The 18,318-nt window shown below is 35.1% G+C and carries 20 protein-coding genes; all 20 read right to left on the minus strand.

Features of this window, described 5'->3' with window-relative positions; translation table 11 throughout:
- Positions 1-35 precede the first annotated feature (35 nt).
- Positions 36-1,082 carry a dTDP-glucose 4,6-dehydratase gene (gene rfbB, locus HMPREF1125_RS04650; RefSeq protein ID WP_000141512.1) on the minus strand — a complete coding sequence of 349 codons (1,047 nt, stop codon included), beginning with the start codon at positions 1,080-1,082 and terminating at the stop codon, positions 36-38.
- Positions 1,083-1,100: 18 nt separating this feature from the next.
- Entirely contained in the window at positions 1,101-1,694 is a 594-nt protein-coding gene (locus HMPREF1125_RS04655; RefSeq protein ID WP_000131474.1) for a dTDP-4-dehydrorhamnose 3,5-epimerase family protein, read from the minus strand.
- Entirely contained in the window at positions 1,695-2,564 is an 870-nt protein-coding gene (rfbA, locus tag HMPREF1125_RS04660; protein ID WP_000676129.1) for a glucose-1-phosphate thymidylyltransferase RfbA, read from the minus strand.
- Between the two features lie 27 nt (positions 2,565-2,591).
- Positions 2,592-3,692 carry a UDP-galactopyranose mutase gene (gene glf / locus HMPREF1125_RS04665; protein WP_000272523.1) on the minus strand — a complete coding sequence of 367 codons (1,101 nt, stop codon included), beginning with the start codon at positions 3,690-3,692 and terminating at the stop codon, positions 2,592-2,594.
- Between the two features lie 13 nt (positions 3,693-3,705).
- Entirely contained in the window at positions 3,706-4,704 is a 999-nt protein-coding gene (locus HMPREF1125_RS04670; protein ID WP_001234099.1) for an acyltransferase, read from the minus strand.
- A gap of 1 nt (position 4,705) precedes the next feature.
- Positions 4,706-6,121: a flippase gene (locus HMPREF1125_RS04675; protein ID WP_000698079.1), complete on the minus strand. Its 1,416-nt coding sequence runs from the start codon at positions 6,119-6,121 to the stop codon at positions 4,706-4,708.
- A 119-nt stretch (positions 6,122-6,240) separates the two neighbouring features.
- Positions 6,241-6,996 carry a DUF4422 domain-containing protein gene (locus HMPREF1125_RS04680; protein ID WP_000453238.1) on the minus strand — a complete coding sequence of 252 codons (756 nt, stop codon included), beginning with the start codon at positions 6,994-6,996 and terminating at the stop codon, positions 6,241-6,243.
- Positions 6,996-7,724: a glycosyltransferase family 2 protein gene (locus tag HMPREF1125_RS04685; RefSeq protein WP_000624386.1), complete on the minus strand. Its 729-nt coding sequence runs from the start codon at positions 7,722-7,724 to the stop codon at positions 6,996-6,998. Before HMPREF1125_RS04685 ends, HMPREF1125_RS04680 begins: the two co-directional genes overlap by 1 nt.
- Positions 7,696-8,871: a hypothetical protein gene (locus tag HMPREF1125_RS04690; RefSeq protein ID WP_152904969.1), complete on the minus strand. Its 1,176-nt coding sequence runs from the start codon at positions 8,869-8,871 to the stop codon at positions 7,696-7,698. Before HMPREF1125_RS04690 ends, HMPREF1125_RS04685 begins: the two co-directional genes overlap by 29 nt.
- A 48-nt stretch (positions 8,872-8,919) precedes the next feature.
- Complete coding sequence (locus HMPREF1125_RS0102155) at positions 8,920-9,846, minus strand: glycosyltransferase (RefSeq protein WP_001027045.1); 927 nt, start codon at positions 9,844-9,846, stop codon at positions 8,920-8,922.
- A 7-nt stretch (positions 9,847-9,853) separates the two neighbouring features.
- A complete protein-coding gene (locus tag HMPREF1125_RS04695; protein WP_000697446.1) occupies positions 9,854-10,945 on the minus strand; it encodes a glycosyltransferase family 1 protein in 1,092 nt (363 codons plus the stop codon).
- A gap of 31 nt (positions 10,946-10,976) precedes the next feature.
- Positions 10,977-11,456, minus strand: a complete 480-nt coding sequence (locus HMPREF1125_RS04700) for a glycosyltransferase (protein ID WP_000578431.1) — start codon at positions 11,454-11,456, stop codon at positions 10,977-10,979.
- Positions 11,456-11,905, minus strand: coding sequence for a PssD/Cps14F family polysaccharide biosynthesis glycosyltransferase (pssD, locus tag HMPREF1125_RS0102160; protein WP_025172328.1), 450 nt, complete (start codon positions 11,903-11,905; stop codon positions 11,456-11,458). Before pssD ends, HMPREF1125_RS04700 begins: the two co-directional genes overlap by 1 nt.
- A 29-nt stretch (positions 11,906-11,934) precedes the next feature.
- The gene (locus HMPREF1125_RS04705) at positions 11,935-12,756 is read right to left on the minus strand and encodes a LicD family protein (RefSeq protein WP_000129020.1); all 822 of its coding nucleotides are present in this window, start codon (positions 12,754-12,756) and stop codon (positions 11,935-11,937) included.
- A gap of 22 nt (positions 12,757-12,778) precedes the next feature.
- Entirely contained in the window at positions 12,779-13,180 is a 402-nt protein-coding gene (tagD, locus tag HMPREF1125_RS12720; RefSeq protein WP_000756020.1) for a glycerol-3-phosphate cytidylyltransferase, read from the minus strand.
- 3 nt (positions 13,181-13,183) lie between these two features.
- Positions 13,184-14,551, minus strand: a complete 1,368-nt coding sequence (locus HMPREF1125_RS04710; RefSeq protein ID WP_000391465.1) for a sugar transferase — start codon at positions 14,549-14,551, stop codon at positions 13,184-13,186.
- A 22-nt stretch (positions 14,552-14,573) separates the two neighbouring features.
- Positions 14,574-15,257: a tyrosine-protein kinase gene (locus tag HMPREF1125_RS04715; RefSeq protein ID WP_001142497.1), complete on the minus strand. Its 684-nt coding sequence runs from the start codon at positions 15,255-15,257 to the stop codon at positions 14,574-14,576.
- Between the two features lie 9 nt (positions 15,258-15,266).
- Positions 15,267-15,959, minus strand: a complete 693-nt coding sequence (gene cpsC, locus HMPREF1125_RS04720; RefSeq protein WP_000664131.1) for a capsular polysaccharide biosynthesis protein CpsC — start codon at positions 15,957-15,959, stop codon at positions 15,267-15,269.
- A gap of 8 nt (positions 15,960-15,967) precedes the next feature.
- Entirely contained in the window at positions 15,968-16,699 is a 732-nt protein-coding gene (gene cps4B, locus HMPREF1125_RS04725) for a capsular polysaccharide biosynthesis protein Cps4B (protein WP_000565339.1), read from the minus strand.
- Between the two features lies 1 nt (position 16,700).
- Positions 16,701-18,146 (minus strand): LCP family protein, encoded by a 1,446-nt coding sequence (locus HMPREF1125_RS04730; protein ID WP_000091228.1) that lies wholly within the window; start codon positions 18,144-18,146, stop codon positions 16,701-16,703.
- Positions 18,147-18,318 lie beyond the last annotated feature (172 nt).

The following is an 18,318-nucleotide window of genomic DNA, read 5'->3' on the forward strand; positions in this document are numbered from 1 at the left end:
AGAGACTTTGAGTTCTCTTGCTTTTTAGTATGCATTTAGTTAATTACTTGTTGCGTCTTGGCATAGTTAGCCTCGACTGCTTCTTTTTCAGATTTCCACCAGTCTTGGTTGTCTGTGTACCATTTGATAGTCTCTTTGAGACCTGCTTCAAAATTGGTAAACTCTGGCTCCCACCCTAGTTCATCACGAAGCTTGCTAGCGTCAATGGCATAGCGAAGGTCGTGACCAGCTCGGTCCGTCACATGATCATAAGCATCAGCTGGTTGCCCCATCTCCTTGAGGATGAGTTCCAGCACTTCCTTGTTGTTCTTCTCGCCATCCGCACCAATCAAGTAGGTTTCGCCGATTTGACCTTTGGTCAGAATCGTCCAAACACCTGATGAATGGTCATTGGTGTGGATCCAGTCACGGACGTTTTTACCTTCACCGTAGAGTTTTGGCTTGATACCGCTCAGGATATTGGTGATCTGGCGCGGAATGAACTTCTCGATGTGCTGATAAGGACCATAGTTGTTTGAACAGTTAGAAATAGTCGCTTTGACACCAAATGAGCGCACCCAAGCTTTGACAATCAAGTCTGAAGCTGCCTTAGTTGATGAATAAGGCGAGCTTGGATTGTACTTTGTTTCAGCGGTAAATTTCTCACCTGGACCTTCTCCATGACCTGGTAAATCTTCACGCAGAGGCAGATCACCATAGACTTCGTCAGTCGACACATGGTGGAAACGAAGGTTATATTTACGAGCTGCTTCCAATAGAGTGTAGGTCCCGATGAAGTTAGTGTAGATAAAGGGGCTCGGGTCATTGAGAGAGTTGTCATTATGGCTTTCTGCAGCGTAATGAACGATAGCATCCGCTTCAGCCGCCAGCTTGTCTACCAAGGCTGCATCAGCAATATCTCCAACAACCAACTCAACACGATCACCTAAAATTTCTTCAATATTGGCACGATTACCCGCATAAGTCAGCTTGTCCAGCACTGTCACATGGACGTCTGGAAAGTTCTTGTAAACATAATGAACAAAGTTAGAACCGATAAAACCAGCCCCACCTGTCACGATAATATTCTTGTATTCAGTCATTTTTATTCCTTAACTTTTTTACAAATCTTCTTTTCTTAGTGGTTTTACATCCTTAAGTAATGGATGATGTTTATCAGCTTCTGAGACTTCTGCTGCTTCTAGGTTTTCCCACTCGATTCCCAAGGCTGGGTCTGCATAGTTGACAAAGGCATATTTAGGCTTGAGTTCAAGTGCCCAGTAGTCATTGACAAGATAGCTATAAGCAACTGTATCTGAGAGGACTTGGAAACCATTGGCTACGCCACGAGGGACAAAGATTCCCTTACTTGCATCAATCTCGGTCTGATAAACATTTCCAAAAGTCTCACCCTCACGCAAGTCCACCCAAGATCCTAGAACCTTCCCATTATCTGCAACAGAGATGTACTTATCCCAAGGCTCAGCATGGAGGCCTCGAAGAACATTTTTGCGAGAAAAGCTGACGTTATTTTGCAGTTTCCCTTCAGCAAAGAAGCTTTCAGGAAAACCAAGTGGCACCATCTTTTCCTTCTGGAAATTTTCCTTAAACCAGCCACGATTGTCACCATGAACTGGAATATCAAACTCTAACATACCTGGAATGGCATCAATCTTGCGCACTGCAAGTGTCTTGCCGAAAAAATTATCAGTCATCTAGATTTCTCCAATCAAACGGAGCAAGTATTGCCCGTATTCATTCTTCTTAAGAGGTTGCGCCAATTCCAGTACATCTTCACGACTGATATAACCCATACGATAGGCAATTTCTTCCAGATTGGCAACCTGAACATTCTGCATTCGTTGAACCGTTTCGATATATTGGGAAGCCTCTAACAAGCTCTCATGCGTCCCTGTATCCAACCAGGCAAAACCACGCCCCATCACCTCAACAGACAAATCCCCACGCTTCAAATAAGCATTATTGACATCTGTGATTTCCAACTCACCACGTGCGCTTGGTTTGATCTGTTTGGCAATATCCACAACATCATTATCATAGAAATAAAGACCTGTCACTGCATAGTTAGAGCGAGGATGCTCCGGTTTTTCTTCTATGGAAATGGCATTCATGTTTTCATCAAACTCGACCACACCAAAACGCTCTGGGTCCTTCACTTGATAACCAAAAACAGTCGCACCCTTCTCTTTCTGGGCTGCCTTTTGAAGCATTCTGCTCAAACCAGGTCCATGATAGATATTATCTCCCAAGATCAAAGCAACACTATCGTCACCGATAAATTCTTCACCGATAAGAAAAGCCTGAGCAAGTCCATCTGGACTTGGCTGTTCCGCATAAGAAAGTTTAATCCCAAATTCGGAACCATCCAAGAGCAAGTCCTTAAAGCGGGGCAAATCCTGTGGTGTTGAGATGATCAAAATGTCCTTAATCCCAGCCAACATCAAGGTTGACAAAGGATAGTAAATCATGGGTTTATCATAAACTGGCATCAGCTGTTTTGACGCAGCTCGAGTAAGTGGGTACAATCGGGTACCTGAACCACCCGCAAGAATAATACCTTTCATAATAGAATAACCTCTCTTCGTTATTTTTCAATTACTAAACTCTTCCTCTACCACATTCAGAGCACGCTCGATTACCACATGCATATCATAGTATTTATAATCTGCTAAACGTCCACAGAAAATCACCTTATCATTCTGTGCTGCTTCTTCTTGATATTTAGCAAAGATAGCATTATTTCTCTCATCATTGATTGGATAATAAGGCTCATCACCTCGCTTCCAGTCAGCAGGATATTCACGCGTAATAACTGTCTTTGGTTGCGCTCCGTATTCGAAGTGCTTGTGTTCAATGATGCGAGTATAAGGAATTTCACGCTCTGTATAGTTAACAACTGCATTTCCTTGATAGTTTTCTTCATCTAGAACTTCATGCTCAAAACGAAGACTACGGTATTCTAACTCACCATGCTTATAATCAAAGTATTGGTCAATCATCCCTGTGAAGACAACTTTTTCAGCAGAAGTCTCTAATTCTTGACGATTGGCAAAAAAGTCAACGCCAAGTTCTACTTCTACATCCTTCAGCATATTTTCGATGATAACGTTGTAACCCCCAATTGGAATCCCTTGATAACGGTCATTAAAATAATTATTATCAAAGGTTAAACGAACTGGTAGACGTTTAATGATAAATGGTGGGAGGTCTGTCGCAGAACGTCCCCATTGTTTTTCAGTATATCCCTTAATCAACTTTTCATAGATATCCGGACCAATCAACTTAATAGCTTGTTCTTCCAAGTTTTTAGGCTCAACATCTTTCATATGAGCCGTTTGTTCAGCTATCTTATCTTTCACTTCTTGAGGAGTCTTGGTTCCCCACATAGCATAGAAAGTATTCATGTTAAAAGGAAGATTGTAAAGACTGCCCTTATAATTGGCTATAGGCGAGTTGATATAGTTGTTAAATTCAGCAAATTGATTTACATAATCCCAGACTTTTTTGTTTGAAGTATGGAAAATATGGGCACCGTACTTGTGAACGTTGATACCTTCAACATCCTCACAGTAGATATTACCACCAATATGATTACGCTTATCAATCACTTTTACTTTTTTCCCACGCTTGGTCGCTTCATAAGCAAAAATTGCTCCCGACAAACCAGCACCAACGATTAGATAGTCGTACATTTTTTTCTCCTTTTTATAATTTAACAATTCGATTGAAATAAGGGATTTTCATTAACATTCCAACAATAATAAAACTAACACATAAGGTAAATATAGCAAAAAGTAAATATGCTCCTACAAAACTAAAACCAAATAGTTTTTCCCACAACTTCATAATGTAAGTGTGTATTATAAAAACTCCCATGGTTTGATTAGAAAGAAAAACAATCCATTTGTTGTTATCTTGATTCAATGCAAGTGAGAATATGGTTAGAAAAATTCCTAAACTTACAACTTTTACAAATAGAAGATCATAAAAATATTCAGCAAAAGAATTATGGTAAGTGGTTCTTGCTAAGAAAAATAATATTAAAGGCGAAACCAGGAACAAAAGTACTACGGTTATTTTCATCCATCTCTTAAACCTATTTTTGATAATATCTTTGTCAAATTGAGCTATAAAGCCACCTAAAAGATAATAGAAAAACCAAGTCCATAACCTAAAGGTTTGTATAACATATGTTTGTATTGGCATTTGAAGTACAATATTTGTTAACTCAAAAATCAAACCAACAACTAGCAATACAGATAGAATGTATAAATAACTTCTTTTTGAATTAAGGAATTTTTTCAAAACAGGCAAACATATATAAATAATTATGAGTGCACCAAAAAACCAAAACTGGAAGAAATACCCCTTTTGTATCAAAGAACCTACAATTTTTTTAATTGGATTAACTGTAAAATCTCGTTTAAAAAGCCAAATGATTACGGACCATGACGATACTGTTATTAGAATCCATTTTACTTTCTGCAGTATATAGGAATAGGTAATCTCTCTCTTTCCTAACAATAAATAACCATTAACCATAAAAAATAAAGGGATAGAATAGGTTCCTAAGTAGTATAAATATGTCGAAAAATTCCATGAACCTGTCTCTTTAAATCCACCCATCGCTGTATGGAGTAGAACAACCCCAACACATGCAAGTACTTTTAGTAGATCTAAGTTAATATTTCGATATTTGCGCATTCTAATTTTTCCTAATTATTTGTTTTAATTCTTTCACATCTACCACTTTTAGAGATAGAATCGCAAAAAGGTAAATGATTCCACCAATCACAGCAAATGCTAAAACATTTATGGTTGGCGAAAAATGTATGACTGTTTTTGAAACTAGCAAGAGGCCATACATAATAGCTGATGCTAGAATAATCTTCATCATCGATCCGATAATCGGAACATCTTTTATATATTTGCGAGTAAAGAACAGTTGAATTGCCCAAACAAAGGCTTCAGTCAAGACCGAGACAATTGCAGCCCCCATATAACCAAGTTTGGGAAGAAACAACAAATTTAATCCCACACTGGTAATTGCGGGAACCGTTGTTGAAATCATAAATTCTTTATTTTTATTATGTGGAATTAAAATCTGGATTCCCATAATATTGGTCCAGCCGATAAAGAACATCCTAAAGATCATGATTGCTATCGCGAAACGTGCATCTTGAAAATCTTGACCAAGGAAAAATTGAACAAAATCGTCATTAACAATCAACATACCTGCCATAATCGGAAAAATAATCAAATTATAAACTAGGAATGAAATCTCATGCATCTTATTGACTTCTTCATGATTGTTTGTTGCTAATAAATTAGCAACTCGAGGCAACATGACGCTCCCCAATGACGTTACCAAGGTTAATAAAATATTCACCAATTTAAGTGCCTGATCATAGATTCCTACATCTTTTGTAGAGGCTAAAACTCCAAGCATCGTACGATCTAAAGTAACGTATAAAGAGATTGCTATCTGAGGAAGAAATAAAAAAATAATTGGTTTCAAATGGTACCTAGCGTATTCTAAATCAACATGGGGCTTACCAATAAACTCTCGGGCCGGCAACCACATACTTAATTGTCCCAATAGCTCAAATATTGTTAATAAGAACACATAAAGGTAAAGATCGTTAGTAGATTTGACAAACAGGAAAATCGAGATTACCCCAACGAGTTTTACCGTAATATTTCGAACAGTAATTTTACGAAAATCCTCTAACCCTTGAAAAAGCCAGGAAATATCTAAACCTTTAGAAACTAAACTCAATCCCAAAATATAGGCTACTGGGTTTTGCATTGAAGGAAGGTTAACGCAAAAAATACAATATAAGGAGATTGAAAGGATTGTAGCACCTAATTGTAAAGAGTAGATACCCCAAAAGTTTTTATTAATCTCATTATGATGTCCAGAAATCACCTTAGTCCCATAGTTGGCGACACCTAAAGTAGCGAGCAATATAAAGTAAGTTACTATAGAACTATAATATCCATAATCACCTAACTCTTGAGAACTAAAGATTCTAGTAATATAGGGTGTAGTTATTATTGGGAGAACAACTACTAGTATCTGATATGACAAATTATAAACATAATTCTTTAAAATCTTCATCTTTAATTAACTTAGTCTTTCTAGGAGTATTTATAAAGACAGTGCAATAAAACTTATTTAGAAAAGAGGAAATAGCACCTTGAAAGATTTATTAACAATCTACTTTTATAAATAAACTACTACTTATTAAATAATTTCTTCTGAATTCTTTGTAAGAATCCTGGTTCTTCTGTTGAAAAAACTGGAAACTCTTTTACAGTTAGTTGTTTCTTATGTACCCATACGTTAATTAAACGTTCGGCAACAAAACCAATCATACGAGTATTGTAACTATCATATCTTGAATAATCAATCTTCTTATCTAGTTCAAAAAGAATCGGAAATAACCAACTGCAATATTCATCCATCATTTCTCTAGACATTATAAACATATTATAACAGTATCCTGTTTTTTCTTTAGAAAACCAATTAAAAGCATCAAGGTAATCTTTATTGTTTTCTGAAATAATCTGTCTACACATTTCCCAAACTTTATGATCGTGATTCTTGTTAAAAAACTCTTCAGCAGTATACCCGTTATACTCGTTCATACCCTTTGATGGTAATATCACATCATAATCATTTAATTGTTTTAGAATATCATTCTTTGTTAAAATAGAATTCTGTTTAAAAAAACGCTTGTTTTTCCCAAAATAACGTCTATAATGGCATAAACCAACAATATCATCTTTAGAATTTTTCCAAATCCAATACAATCCTGTTAATTCACAAAATGTAAAGTTTCTATCAGAAATATTATTATCTCCCTGATTATCTCTTAAATAATTCTTTTCTCCAATATTCTTATTCGCGCCCACCAATATAGGGATATATAGGTCCTGGTCTTGAACTTGATTATAAGATTTATGTGTTGCGACGTATAGCTTCACTTCCATTACACTCCCTTAATATAAAACCTTAATTTCCTATAAAGACATTTAAATTTTAATAGAATAGGATTACTTGGCCAAACTCCAAAAAAAGTGTATATTACTGAATAATTTTTAGAGTATTTTTTCAATAACCATTGTATCGCATCAAAATAATTAAGGTTTAAAGATTTCCCATCTGACACATGCCATAACTCACTTGGAAAAACTAATACTGGCAAATTGATTAACTTCATCTGTAATGCATAGTCTGTTCCATATAAATGCCAGGTAGGACCGATTATACTAAATTGATTCGTACTAAAAACTTTTTTCGGAATAATAATCAAACACTCATCAATTGCATCAACTTCAACAGGGGTACTTATAGATTTACTAGCCGCCTTTGTTTTCGGGTCCCCATGAAAAATATTTGAAAAACTGACGACCTTTCCCTCAATATTCTTTACCCCTGCTACTCCTGCTACTCCAAATATGAAATTTCTACAATAAGATTCTAGTTTTGCTAACTCAAAGTCATCTTGAAAACTAATATCTTGATGAACAAAAAATAGATAATCACCTTTTGCTTGTTTGCCTCCAAAATTCAAAGCCTCAGCAGCAGAATTAAATCCATATTTATTAGAATCCACTATAATAAGTTCATAATTAACATCTTTTTGTCTAGATAAAGATGATTTAAGAATTGTATTTAACTTATCGTAATTATTCGATACGCATATAAGTGATATCATCTCCAATTCCCTCTCTTTCATCTAAAAACGTTCTCGCAATTAAAAACAAAAATGGATTGAACCACAATAAAAATAATTGTGGGTCAATACAAGCTCTTACTGACCAAAAAATTAACACAATCAATAAAGTTTTATTTCGATTAATTATAACTTTTTTCATTATAATTGAATAGCTTATTAACGTAAGGAAAAAAATTATTGTTCCATAGCTTATAAGTATATTAATGTACGACGAATCTACATAAAAATAAGAATTCGCCGAAGTATCCCATTGAACATGAGTTCCAAATAATCTTAGAGGGTATCTCCTTAAACCTTCTTGACCGAATCTCAACCTTTGACTCAATAAATTATTTATTAAAGATAATAAACTATTTCTACTATCAAATCTTGCTGTCAGCCAATAAGTCATGTACGCCATAATTGGATAAATAAGAGTAAGTAAATATTTTAGAAATTTAAAATTCATATTGATTGATATAAATCTTCTCGAAAACGATATCAAAAGAAGGATAAATACCATAATAAAAGTAAGACGGGTATCTGTGTATTTATAAATAACTATATTTAATAGTACACAAATAAAAAGCTCTTTTATTGTCCAATATTTTTCACCTTTTAAATACACATATTCCAGTAATATACTCAGGAAATAATTCGGAGTAAATGATGTGTAGTTAAAACCTAGTCCATACCGTGAGCGGATCACACCTCCTGAATATGTTAAGGTTAGCTCGTTAGGAATAATACCAAGTAAAGAGCTTACTATAACAGTTCCTACAACTCCAATCTGGCAGAACATTGTATTCCTTACCAAATTACGAAAATTAATATCCCTTGAAGAATATATAAGAGTCAAAGTATATGCTACAAAGGAGGCGTTACCATTATCATAACTTACAATAAAACCTATAAGAAGTATAATTGGAGTAATGATTATCGATTTTATCTTAGATTTACCTAACATAAATTTAAGTAATAGAAAAAATAATCCCACATACTCCCAAATTTTTATTATTCCATAAGGATGTATAAAATCTTTATAAAAGGTCGAAGTAAACAGCCATGCTATTAGCCAAGGATAAAAAGCTAATCCAAAAAGAAACTCATTCAATTTTACATCAGTTTTAACTCTTGATGGACTCACTTTGAATCCCCCCTTTACTTTCACTAATACTCTTTAACATTACTAGAATTACTCCTTCATATATAACACTATAAAATCAGTAATATATGACCTAAACGACCAATACAACTTATGATATTTAAATAATTTAAAAAATATAAATACATTCTTTTTCATAAATAATTCTCTTCGATTTTTTCCCCATAGAATGTAGTCGTTCAAAACACTAATTTGTTCATTTGAAAGTGATAAATCATGTTGTTTACTAAATTTATCTAATCTCTGAAGCAAATCATCATAATAAATAACTTGCTCTTTTCTCCTTAGGAAACTTCTCTCTCTGCTACCAGTCGCGTTGCTACCGTGTCTTCTAAAATCGATAGTAGAGTAGGAGTAAATATATAACCCATTAAGAAGCGAAGCTAGCCTCCATAACAAGGCATCATGTGCATCTTCGTTACTTCGGATTTCTAAAAAATATGGAATAATCTTTTTGTTCACCGCATAAACACACCCTGGCCTTCTAATATGAAAGAAGTTATCTAAAAAATTTGGTTGATACACTGCCTCACTATTATCCAAATCACTTTTATCCAATTTAATCTTGACGCCATCACCAACATAAAAAGGTGTGTAATTAGAGGCTAACAACAAAATCTTATCATTATTTTCCATAATCTTAGACATTTTTTGAATTTTATCTAAATGCCAAATATCATCTTGATCACAAAGAAAAACGATATCTCCTTTCGCATCCTCTAATAACATGGCAAAATTATTCTTCCATCCTTGATTCTCTTTATTTTTTTTTATAGACCAATTATCCAACTTATATTTAGCAATATAATCTTCAATTATTTGAACAGTATCATCTGTAGATGCATCATCACTAATCAAGACTTCCTCAGCAAGGCGCGTTTGATTTCTTAGAGTATCTAACTGTTCAACAATATATTCATCACCATTAAATGTTGATAATACAATTGATATATTCATTGTATTCTTACTCCCCAATCAACTTTTTATACTCATTCTCTAAATTTTTAGCCTCAATTCTGATATCATAGTTTGATTTTTGAGCTAGGTCAATATTTTCTCTAGATTTTTCCAATCTGTTTATATATGAAAAATCTTCAATAGCTTTTATCCAAGTACTTACGTTGTCAATTGGTAATTGTTGGATACTGTTTGTGAAGATGCACTCATCAGAAATTGTCGTCGAAAGAATAGATTGAATTCCATTAATTTGCCACTCAATAGCAACTAAAGGTAACCCCTCGTATAAACTCGGTAATAACATTATATCCATAGCAGAAATAAACGATTGCATATCCGAATACCGATTCAAAAAAACAATTGAATTTTCCAATTTTCGTTCTTTTACATATCTCTTAACATCTTCTACTTTTTCTCCTTCACCGACCAAAAACAATTTTACATCCTTCTGCTTACATTTCATTTCATCCATTAAATCCAGAAGAAATGTATGATTTTTTTGAATATTGAATCTGCCTACATGTCCTAATGCAAGTGTATTTTCTTTTAATGAATGTGTTGTCCGAAATACTCGGCGAAGATGAGGATTAAAACTATATTTTTCTACATCCCTGGCATTATGTATAACTTTAAATCGTTTATCCTTAAAAAGCCATTCTCCTGCCTTTTCACCACACGCCCAAGATTGAGTATATAAAGTGTAAAAAAAAGGACGTAACATTCTATCTAGTAGAATATGATTACACGTTGTATTATGACTATGCGCTATTCTTACAGGAACTCCCATGATTTTTGCTATAAACAATTCAATTGACATAAGAGCACTACTCCCGTGAACATGTACAACATCGTATTTTCCCACTTTTAAGAGTTCAAGGAATTCTCTCATATATGCCAGTATTGAGGATTTCTTTCTTTCAATTTCTACAATCTGAACACCTAATACTTGAAATTTTAATTTATCTTCTAACAACGGTTTATTGGTAGCTAGAATCGTCACTTCAATTTCACTCAAGTCCATGTATTCGAGGTATGAATATATAAATGTTCCAATCCCATCAGAAAACAAACCTCCTGTTGGAATATGCAAAATTTTCATCAAGTGTCTCCTTCTATGCTCTTCGTCATTTTTACTCAACTAATTCTGCAATCAAATTTGAAAAATGTTGTACAAAGCATTCATTATTAGATTTAACGGCAATACTACTAGATGGATTCAGGTATTCTCGGATTTTTTTAATATCCTCTATGACTACTAAATCATATCCCTCCTGAACAATCCTATTACAAAAATCTAACTGATGGTCATTCACATGTTCTCCAAATTTTTTTCTTCTCGGAACAACTACTGGTCTTTTCCCATTAGCAATAACATTCATAAATGTAGCAGGACCACCATGAGTAATAACTATATCCGCTTCTTCCATTAGATTATTCATCTCATCATACGAAAGAAAACGTTCCCATCTGCAAAATCGAGGTTGATAGTCTGAAAAACCAACTTGGATAAATACATCCGACGTAATAACTCCCTCTGCTTTCAATTCATCAATCTCTTTTATTAGTCTATTAAATTGTTGCTCATGCGTACCGACAGTTACAAAAATCATTAGAAAATTCCTCCCAAATTGATTGCCTTGGGATAGATTTTTTTCATTTCTTCCCATTGGACAATGAATCTATCTGTAACAGGGTATACTATTTTGCCAGTCATTGTCGGAGCGTCTACACGATCAAATACTTCTATATAAACGGTTTTAGCACCAAATATTTTACCTAAATAAAAGAACGGTATTGCAACCGCTGCTCCGGATGAAATGATAACATCTGGCCTTTCTTTATATAATATTCTTAAAGCAAGAAATGTATTTTTTATTAGATTTTTTATATTACGATTAGTCGGATAATAGCAATAATGACATTTTTCATTTGATAAAATACTTCGGGCATCTTCTTTATCAAAAGTAACCCATAGTCTATCTTTATCCTGCCAAAATGGTTTCAATAGATAGAGATGATTTAAATGTCCACCGCTAGATCCTACTAGACAAAGTTTTATCTCTTTTTTAGACAAAGTTATGAATTCTCCTATTTTTCTACGTATGGGCCAAAATCAATTTTAATTCGTTTGTGATGATTTCGTTGATTCTCAGGTGGAAGCTGCATATAGTCACCATACATATGTTTTAAGTATGCTCTATAATTCTTCATTCCCCATAATTTTATATCATCAAAGGAATAACTTTCAACTTCGTCTAACCACACTTTTGGAAAAGTTTCTTTCTTTATTCCATAACTACCATCACTAACCACTACATTATCAGCATTGGTACTCTGCCCTAGTAATATACACTTCTCCTTCATCTTTTTCAAAAAAGATATTGAGAACACATGTGTGGCAAGCTTAGCTAGCTTATACGCTAATCGTTTTTTTCTATCGTTGTCCCCATATCCACATTTTATCCATAATAGATTTCGGAATAACCAAAATCCTTTAAGTTGAATGAATCGTCTAAAAGGCTTGGGACAGATATCATCAATCGGAAAAATATCAATATAAATTCCATCATGAACATTTGCATCTAAAGAAAATTCCTCAGAAACATGTGTGTTATTGAGACGTAGTTTCACAAAATTAAATGGATAATTCAAATCTGTTTGATCTGTCTGTAGAAAATATTTTTCCCTGTCCAAATCCGAAACACATAATTCTTTAAATCTTTCAAAATCCTCTCTTGGCATACCAAAATCCATATCATCGTCCCACGGGATGAATCCATTATGGCGTATAGCCCCTAGAAAAGTTCCTGCTAGCATCACGATTTTTAAATTATATTTTTCACATATTTTTAACACTTCTGAAGCTAACAAAAGTTCTAAGTTATGTAACTGTTCTAATTCATCTGTCATATAGTTATCTCAAACTCCGTTTTTAATATTCTCTAGTTGCCAATGAATTCTTGATTTCAGTTGTACTGATTTCAGGAGTTCGTGGTAAATAGACCACTTCAACTCCTTCCTTCTCTAAAAAATCAAATTTCCCCTTCCAATCATCTCCCATAACAAAGGTATCTATGTGATATTCATGGACATCTGTCACCTTTTGTTCCCAGGATTCTTCGGGTATTACTAAATCAACATATCTAACAGCCTCTACGAGTGTTTTTCTTTGTTCATATGTAAAATAACATTTTTTTTGTTTTTCATTCCAGTTGAATTCATCAGTTGAAATCACAACAATTAAATAATCGCCTAACGATTTAGCCCTTTTAAGAAGATTAATATGGCCATAGTGCAACAAATCAAATGTTCCATATGTTATGACTTTTTTCATTTCTTACTTCGCCCCTTCTCTCATAAATACCACTTTGACGGTCTTTAACAATATTTCAATATCTTTCCAGATAGTCCAATCATCAATATAAGCTACGTCCAGCTTGACAACATCATCAAAGTCCGTGATTTTACTACGACCACTCACCTGCCATAGACCAGTAATTCCAGGCTTAAAACTAAGACGACGTTTCTGTTCAGGAGTATATTTTTCATACTCATCAACTGTTGGGGGACGTGTCCCAACCAAACTCATATCTCCCATTAAAACATTCCAAAACTGAGGGAGTTCATCTAGACTAGTCTTACGGATAAATCTCCCTATCTTTGTTATACGAGGATCATAATCAACTTTAAACATACCACCTTGCATGGTATTTTGTGCAAGGAGCTCTTGTTTCTTTTTCTCAGCATCCACGCACATAGATCTAAATTTATAGAAAGTGAAATGTCGACCATTTTTTCCGATACGAGTTTGAGAAAAAATAGCGGGTCCGCCATCTTTTCGAATCACCGGAACCAAAACAATACTCACCAAGCCACAAATAAGTAGTCCGATAATTGAACCTATGATATCAATGAAGCGTTTAGCAATGACGTGGCTTGTCTTATAAAATTTTGTAGAAAATGTAATAACATTCAAGCCTGCCATTCCGCGAATCTTTTTATCGCTACCTAGATAGTTATTGAAAGCATTCAGGTTGACTGTCACGTCAATTCCCATTGTTTCAAAAAGAGAGATGAACTCCCCGATGTCATACTCTTCACTTGGTAAATTGATAAAAACTTCATCAACAACTTCATGGGTAGCAAAGTCTAAGATGTTCTCTGCAGGTACAACGGTTACGGATGCATGCTGAAAATTAGGCTGATCCAAAACACTGACCGCCACCAATTCCCAAAAAATCTCTCCCGACTCTATCAGTCTATCTACAACTTTCTCAACTCTGGAAGTAGCTGTTATCAAGAATATCTTTTTACTCCCCTTGAAATTTGGAAATATACGTCTCCTATAGCGTTTAATACACAGATTCAACAAATACAACAAAATAGAATGTATTGTCAAAAAATAAATCATACCTCGTCTAGAGATACTAAAACGATCTTCTAAAAAGAAGTTTGAAATACTGATGGCTAAAGCAAAGAAAACGATATATTTTGTAGTGCTGATAAACTCAGCCAAATAACCCCTTTTAAAAAAATCACGCTCATAATCACTAATGTTAAAAACAACAAAATGCAGAATGAACAAGATGATAACAGAGGTGTTCACAATCTCTGTTTCTCTAACAAAACTAAGTAAATAAGCTAATATAATGACAAGAAGACTCTGGATTGCCGCCAAAGTAATCTTCAATCCTTTTTCTTCCATAATATCTTCCCCAAGCTATCTCTTATTTTTTCCCGTAAGAGCCATAAGCTCCATATGATCCATATTTTTCAACTAAGGTATTCAATTTATTTAATACAATCCCTAAGAATGGTTTACCTGTTTGTTCCAATTGTTCTTTAGCTTTTTGGACGTCACGACGATTTGTTTCACCAGCAGCAGTTATCAATATAGAGGCATCACACTGTTGCGTGATAATCGCTGCATCAATCACAACCCCGATAGGAGCGGTGTCCACAATGATGTAATCGAAGTACTTTCGCAAAGTATCAAGCATAGTCTTAAAATTCTCACTTTGCAACAAAGCTGTTGGATTGGGAGAAACGGAGCCGGCTTGAATGACAAACAAATTCTCAATATTCGAATCACATAACCCTTGTGATAAATCTGTTGTCCCAGATAAGAACTCTGTTAGACCTGTAATCTTTTCACGCGATTTAAAAGCACCTGACATGACAGAATTACGAATATCGGCATCTATTAAAAGCGCCTTATATCCAGCACGCGCAAAAGCCCAAGCAATATTGGTAGAAGTAGTTGACTTCCCTTCCCCTGGTTTTACGGATGTGATTGAAATAACTTTTAAGTTATTTCCGCTCAATTGTATATTGGTACGAAGCGCATTGTAATATTCCTCTGCTTTTCTTGCCTGATCCAATTTTTTATGTGCGATTTCTAACGTTGGCATTTTTCTCTCCTATTTTAATTTATCCAAATTTGGAACAACTCCTAATAATGCAATTTGCATAACATCTTCAACTTCTTCTGGTCGTTTAACGCGTGTGTCTAGGAGTTCAATAAGGAGAACCGTGACAATCATCACAACCGCTCCAGCTAGAAATCCAATCATGGTATTACGACGAATGTTTGGTGAAGATGGTGAGGTTGCTGGGCGAGCCTCTTCGAGTGTCGTCACATCTGAAACCCGTGTAACACTAATAATCTTTTGAGCTGCAACCTCTCTCAATGAGTTGGCGATACGACTTGCTTCTTCAGGCGCACGATCTGTAACAGAGATAGATACGATACGTGTATCAGCCGGTACGGTCACCTTGATTTTACTAGCCAAACCTTTTGAAGGAAGATCCAGTTTCAAATCCGTTGCGACCTTCTCCAAAACGTCTTGCGAAAGAATAATTTCTCGATAGTCTTTAACCAAGTAAGACCCTGCCTGCAAATCTTGGTTTGTCAATCCAGGCTTATCTCCCTGATTACGATTAACTACATAGATACGTGTCGTACTGGTATATTCAGGTTTTACGATAAAGCTACTGTAGGCAAAGGCTACTACCCCAGTTACGATTGCTACCAGTGCAATTAGAAATTTCCGTTTCCAAAGAATTTTAAGCAATTGAAATACATCAATTTCCATCATATTTTGTTCTTTCATTGTTTCTCCTAAATCAATTGATCCATTATTATTTTTCGTGGGTTATCTTTGAAAAGTTCCTTTGCCTTATCTTCGCCATACTTTTTAGCAATGATCTCATAGGCTTCTTTCATATGAGGTGGTCTACGATCCAAATTATGCATATCGCTAGCAATGACATGAACTAGATCACGTTCCAAGAAATACTGAGCTCTCTTTTTCATGAATTTGTAGGTTTCTCCAAAGAGTTTTGGTTTCAAGACATGAGAACTATTGACCTGGGTATAGCACCCCATATCAATCAGCTCCTGAACTCGCTTTTCATTATTTTCTAGAGCATCATAACGCTCAATATGGGCAATAACTGGTGTGATCCCTAACATGAGAATATCACTCAGTCCTTTATGTATATCTCGATAGGGTGTATTCATACTAAACTCAATCAAAGCATAGTGACTATCATTAAGGGTTGGAATCAATTTTTTTTCCAATTTTTCGACAACATCTGGCGTATAGTATATTTCTGCGCCATAGGCGATGACAAGATCATCTGCCACCTCCTTGGCCATTTCGCGAACTTTCAAAAAGTTAGTTGCTATTTTCTCTTCTGGTGTCTCAAACATCCCTTTCCGACGATGAGACGTAGAAACAATGGTCCTAACCCCTTGACTATAGGCTTCTCTTAAAAGGCTTTTACTCTCCTCTATCGACTTTGGACCATCATCCACATCAAAAACGATGTGTGAATGGATGTCTATCATGCTACTTCCCCTCCATCACATCTTTGATAGCTGCCTTGGCTGCAGCCAAGCTACTTTCATCAATTTCCATCATATAGAGGTTGCTATCTGGCATAGCGTAGGATGGAAGATCCGTTCTACCAGTTCCTTTTAAGTCTTGGGAATTAACCTTATACTGACCACCATTATCCAACTGTGTATTAATCAAGTCCATCATGGTTTCCAAAGGCATATTGGTTTGAAGAGAATCTTGCAATCCTTGAATAATGTTGTCATAATTCTTTAAAGCCTCTGTCGAGGTTAGCTTCTGAATGATGGCAACAATGACTTTTTGCTGGTTCCGACCGCGGTCGCGGTCTCCATCCGCTAGAGAGTAGCGTTCGCGGACAAAACCAAGGGCTCTTTCAGAGTCTAGATGGACATTCCCGACAGGAAAATGGTACTGCCCATGCAAAGAAGTGAAATCTTGGTCATTATAAACATCCACACCACCTAGAAGGTCAATCAATTTCAAGAAAGAGGTGAAATTCAAACGAACATAGTAGTTAATATCAACTCCATATAGGTTTTCCAAGGTATGAATTGATGAGTCCACTCCATAAATCCCCGCGTGAGTCAATTTATCCTTTTGATTATTTCCTCCGTCCGCAATCGGAACATAAGAATCTCGAGGTGTTGTGGTAAGAAGGATTTTCTTAGTATCTCGATTTACAGTCATCAAGATGTTGACGTCTGAACGCGAAACTGAACTGATAGGTCCGTAGGTATCAATACCACTGATATAAATATTAAAGGATTGATTCTTAGATACCTTTGGTGCCGCAACATCCTTGGTTAGTTTTTTCGTATAGATTTTCTTAATCTTTGAAGCATAATCTGGATACTCCGCTTCAATGATGTTTTCAAAGACACTGTTCAAGACAATCGCTTTCGCATCACCTGAAATCAAGCTCTTATAGGCTGCTAAGTAAGATGCACTTTGTTCAACCGCCAAGTCTTTGCTCTGAGTCGTCTTAATATCCGCTATCAATTTTTGGATATTGTCATTATCCGTTTCAGTCGGACCTGTCACACTTTCCAACTGGGTAACGTTGTTGATTTCACTATCTTTTAAAACCACAACACTCATCGAATATTCTGAGTAGTTTGATGTCGCATTGATGTGATTAGTCAAGCCCACAAATTGGTGCAAAGCAAATAGCGAAACCGAACTAGTCAGCACCGCAAGTACCAAAAAGAAAATCGTGAACTTTTCGGCTTTCTTATATACTATTAAAAGTAGAGCTGCGACAGCAGATAGTAAAACTAGAACTGTAGCTAAGATATTGAGATGTCTAAAGGCTAAGATGTTATGTCTAAAAATTAAGAACAACAAAGAGCCACTCAATAATAAATAAATGGCTAATAAAACTATATTAATATTTCGTTTCACATTTCCTGAACGATTTCTCTTTGAACGTCTACTCATGGTAATCCCCTATACACGTTAATAATTATAATTATTATATCACAATCATGAAAGAAATTCCATCCATTCCTGCTATTATCAGCGTTTTCATTCATTTTTTCTTAGCTATATTTTGAATTTATGACTTCCATTAACAGAATCCTTGATAAAACAAAAACAAGACCCCTTATTA

Source organism: Streptococcus oralis SK304 (genome assembly GCF_000287715.1).
Classification (GTDB): Bacteria; Bacillota; Bacilli; order Lactobacillales; family Streptococcaceae; genus Streptococcus; species Streptococcus oralis_Y.